Annotated in this window: 3 protein-coding genes; all 3 read left to right on the forward strand. The window is 48.4% G+C overall.

The window, feature by feature from the left end; genetic code table 11:
* On the forward strand, positions 1-648 hold a 648-nt coding region (locus HWE04_RS24105), incomplete at its 5' end, for a TnsA endonuclease N-terminal domain-containing protein (RefSeq protein ID WP_241813914.1).
* 8 nt (positions 649-656) lie between these two features.
* Positions 657-2,858 carry a transposase gene (locus HWE04_RS24110; RefSeq protein WP_241813915.1) on the forward strand — a complete coding sequence of 734 codons (2,202 nt, stop codon included), beginning with the start codon at positions 657-659 and terminating at the stop codon, positions 2,856-2,858.
* Positions 2,848-4,077, forward strand: coding sequence for an ATP-binding protein (locus tag HWE04_RS24115; RefSeq protein ID WP_241813916.1), 1,230 nt, complete (start codon positions 2,848-2,850; stop codon positions 4,075-4,077). Before HWE04_RS24110 ends, HWE04_RS24115 begins: the two co-directional genes overlap by 11 nt.
* Positions 4,078-4,166 lie beyond the last annotated feature (89 nt).

Consider the following 4,166-nt stretch of genomic DNA (forward strand, 5'->3'; position numbering starts at 1 on the left):
TCTTTTTCATGGCTTCCTTTCCGAGTGGAAGCTATCTTCTCAAATTTTCAGCGGTCCGAAAAATCCGGGGCAGGTCAACTGGGAATTAAGCATCCAACGATCGCTGATGGCAAAAGCAAATCCCCCTGGATAATGAGTACAGACTTCGTAGTTACGTTGAAATCGACCGATGGCAACTATCAATTGCTTGCCGTTAGCGTTAAATCCGATACGGATTCACTCTCTCCAAGAAAACGAAGTCTTCTTTCCATCGAAAAGCATTATTGGGAAAGCCAAGACGTCGCTTGGCTCCTGATCACACCACAAAGCTTTGACAAGCAGATTGGAAGGACTGTCCGCGCGGCGCTTCCATGGGGGCTACCAAAAGAAGAGAAAGACATAGTGCCTCACAGCACCATCAGTTTTTGCGCCGAGCACTCTGCCGTTTTGGAAGGCATGGCTTTGACGGCGGCTATTAACTGGATTCGGGACAATTTGGGCGGCTCGATAGATCTAGCTCAACGAACGTTTTGGCAGGCTGTTTGGGCGGGACAACTCCTATTAGATCTACGGCGGTCCGCATGGCCATCCGAACCGCTTCATCTTCTAGATGAGCGCCGATTTCTTGAGCAAAATCCAATAGCCGCGAGACGATCGGAATGCATCTAAAAATTGGCATGATCCTGCGCATCTCAGGTGATTTTCATAATTGCATCTATCGGATTATTGCACTCCCAATTGACGCGGATGTTGTATTTCTTTATCGGCTATCAGAACCTGCCCAGAACATTCAGGTAGAAGAATCTAAACAGACGATAGAGAACCATGTCGAGAGAGTGGGAAATCTAATTTCTGTTCCTACCAAGCTGATATCAGCCATGGCAGATTCATTGGAGCTAGAGAACGTAGAATTTAAGACCAATCCAAAGTACCTACTAAGCACTACTGAATTAACCGAAAAAGAGCGCGCCATATTCGATATACGCTGCAAGGTCGCACGTCCTTTTCTAGATCACAAACTTGTTTGCGAAGCACTGCTATCGCCGCGCGGCATCGGGAAGCTAATTGCCGAAACAAGAAGGGAAAATACGGTCTCACGCGCGACCTGCTATCGCCTATGGGAATTGTTATGCCGCCACGGCTTTCATTTGAGTTCACTAAATCCGAGGTTTGATCGTTGCGGCGGACCCGGCCAGCTTCGCCCTTGGGAAAAGGGTAAGACAAAAGCTGGACGCAAGACGCTTAATGAACGACTAGGAGCGCCAGAGCCAGACCCTCAAGTAGGTATCACCGTAGAGGCTCGCCAAAAAATACTTGCGACATACAAGGTAATCAGCCGCAATCCCAGACTAAAGTTCGATGCAATCTACGACAGCATTATCGCCAACTGTTTCATAGAAAAGTTCACGGACGATTTGGGGGTCATTACGCCAGTGACGCCCCCAAAGGGAACATATCCAAATAAAGAGCAAGTTCGGCGGATCGTTAATCAAGAGGCCAACCGCCTGTCACGAAAACTCGCAAGAACCACACTTCTCCATTTCAACCGGAATCATCGCGGGTTGATAGGAAAATCTTGGCAAGGCATTGCTGGACCTGGGCACGTTTATGCAATCGACTCAACCGTAGGGGACATCTTTCTTCGCAGCAGTGTTAATCGAGCTTGGGCTATAGGACGACCTATTGTCTACATAATCGTTGATGTATGGTCGACGGCAATAGTGGGATTCTATGTTTGCTTGTCCGGCCCATCATGGGCAACAGCAAAGGTTGCTCTATTCTCGACCGCCACCACCAATTCCTTCTCAGATCTATGGGGCATTGATGCTGTTGCTCAACTTGACCCACCCCCATCGCTACCACACGCGTTCCTGTGCGATCGCGGTGAATACTTATCTAAAGGGGCGAAGGAGACTGGTGAACTTTTGGGTGTGAATATGCAATACAACCCATCGTATAGGCCTGACCTCAAAGGTATCGTCGAGGTGTTGCACCGGGTTACAAAAGATGAGCAATTTCAATTTGTCCCTGGCGCTATCGATGCACGACGAAAGGAAATTGAACTTCGAGCTAATTCCCGAGATGGAATTTTCAATTTGAAAGAATACGTCAGCTATCTGAGCGAGGTTTTTGCGCAATACAATTTCTTTTCGAATCGCACAGAGCGCATGAACACGGACATGATTGCCTGCGGCGTGGACCCATCTCCTGCTGGCCTATGGCGCTATGGTCACGAGGTTGGCATCGGGTATCAAAAGGAAGAACATTCGACACGCTTGATGGCGGCCCTACTTCCAACTCAAGAGGCGGCGATCCGTAAGGACGGCGTTTACCTAGGAGGTCTGAAATATGAGGCCCCCTTCGTACAAGAAAAAATGTGGCCCGCAACAGCAAGGAATTTTGGCGTCATGACAACGCACATGCACTACTTCCCCGGAAACAACGACAAAATCTGGTGGCCGGATCCCGATACCGGCGTAATGGCTGCGCTCTCTCTGTCTCCCGAGGCACTTGCCAAACCTGGTATTTCATTCGATGAATGGTTTGATGCACGTGCATACGACCGTACAAAGCGCGGCGAGAGAGAACATGAGCGCAATGTCGCCAGGTTTGCCCAGCGCGAGCGGACGAATGCGATGATATCCAAGGCCACGGAAGCAACAAGAATTGCTGATCTGAACCATGATGGCGCCTTGCCCACCTTACGTGATGCAAAAGAAATTGAAGCAAATATTCATTCAATCTCGCCGGATCCTTCTCCTATAGAGCAGCCAGTACTCGTCGACGCCAAAGAAAGCAGCGACGATGTGTATGGCGATCTTATGGCTCAACTATTTTCTTCTGAGAACGCAGAGGAGGATGACCGTAATGCAATCTAATGATCAGGTAAATGAGTACGCCGATAACCCGTTGATTAACGCATGCGGAACTGTTCCAGATAGTCTTACCTTAGCAAAGCGTCTGCGAAGACTGCCACCGCTACCCGCCATATCGAGTGGTACTCCGAACCATATTCGTTTGCATCAAGCTGGTTCTCTACACGAGCTTCATATTCCGACGAACGAAGGAATTAGAGTCGCGGTCACCTTGGATTTACTTTTACGCCAAAGCTACGTTCATCGGCGGCCGGATAGTCCGGACACTTGGCGGCACCTTTACTCGGGAGGAATTGACGAGAACAACACCTTTTCTCGTCCTTTAGTAGCAGCAATTTTTGGCATATCGGGCTCCGGAAAGTCTAGAGCTATTGAGCGTGCATTGGAGCGCTATCCTCAAGTTACGTTGCATGAAAAATTTCCTGGCATGGCAGGTCCTTTCAAACAAGTTCTATGGCAAAAGATTGATGTTCCAGGAAGTGGACGTGCTACGGATCTCGCAGAGCAACTGATGATTAGCTTAGATAACGCTTTAGGAACTTCGCATTTCGAACCTACATTACGCAGTTCACGTAAGAACGGACAACAGATGCTTAGAGCTTGGCTACAAAAAGCATCTTCTCACTTTCTCGGCGTGCTCGTGCTCGATGAAGTCCAGAATTTCTTCAAATTGCCCACTAAAAAATCAAGAACGTCAGCATCCAATAGAGGGGAACGGCTTCCTCTTCGAATTGTGGAAGACGAAGCACTGAAGTTCATCCTAACCTTAGCCAATACCTCGCGTATCGCGATTATCACAGCAGGAACTCCAGACGGGATGGCCGCATTTTCTAGCCGCATTAGTACTTCACAACGGATGACGACCGGCGGATTTCACCAGATCTCCCTGATTAAATCGGCCGAAGATCCGTACTACGCGAAGTATCTTTTCCCGACGCTTTGTCAATATCAATGGCTCGACGAGAAATTACCGCCTACCCCAGAACTACGCATCGCCCTCTTTGAAAAAAGTGCTGGCGTTCCACGCATTCTTTCAAATCTCTGGTTCTTTAGTCAGAGATGCGCTCTCGAACGGAATGCAAGATCTTTATCAATGCCCGATATTGATTTAGCGATGCAGACATTTATGGCGCCTCTGTTGCCGGCGATTGCAGCTCTTCGTTCAGATGATCCACGCCGACTTCTTATCTATGAGGATATGCTGAATTCAGAAACGCTTTAAAGATAGATCCATTGACCTGCCCGGTTTTTCCGGACCAGTTTAATTTGGAATAGCTCCGGTTGATAAAGTGTTTCCTGTTTTCTTGCTGA

This window comes from Herbaspirillum sp. C7C2 (assembly GCF_022627865.1).
Classification (GTDB): Bacteria; Pseudomonadota; Gammaproteobacteria; order Burkholderiales; family Burkholderiaceae_D; genus Herbaspirillum; species Herbaspirillum frisingense.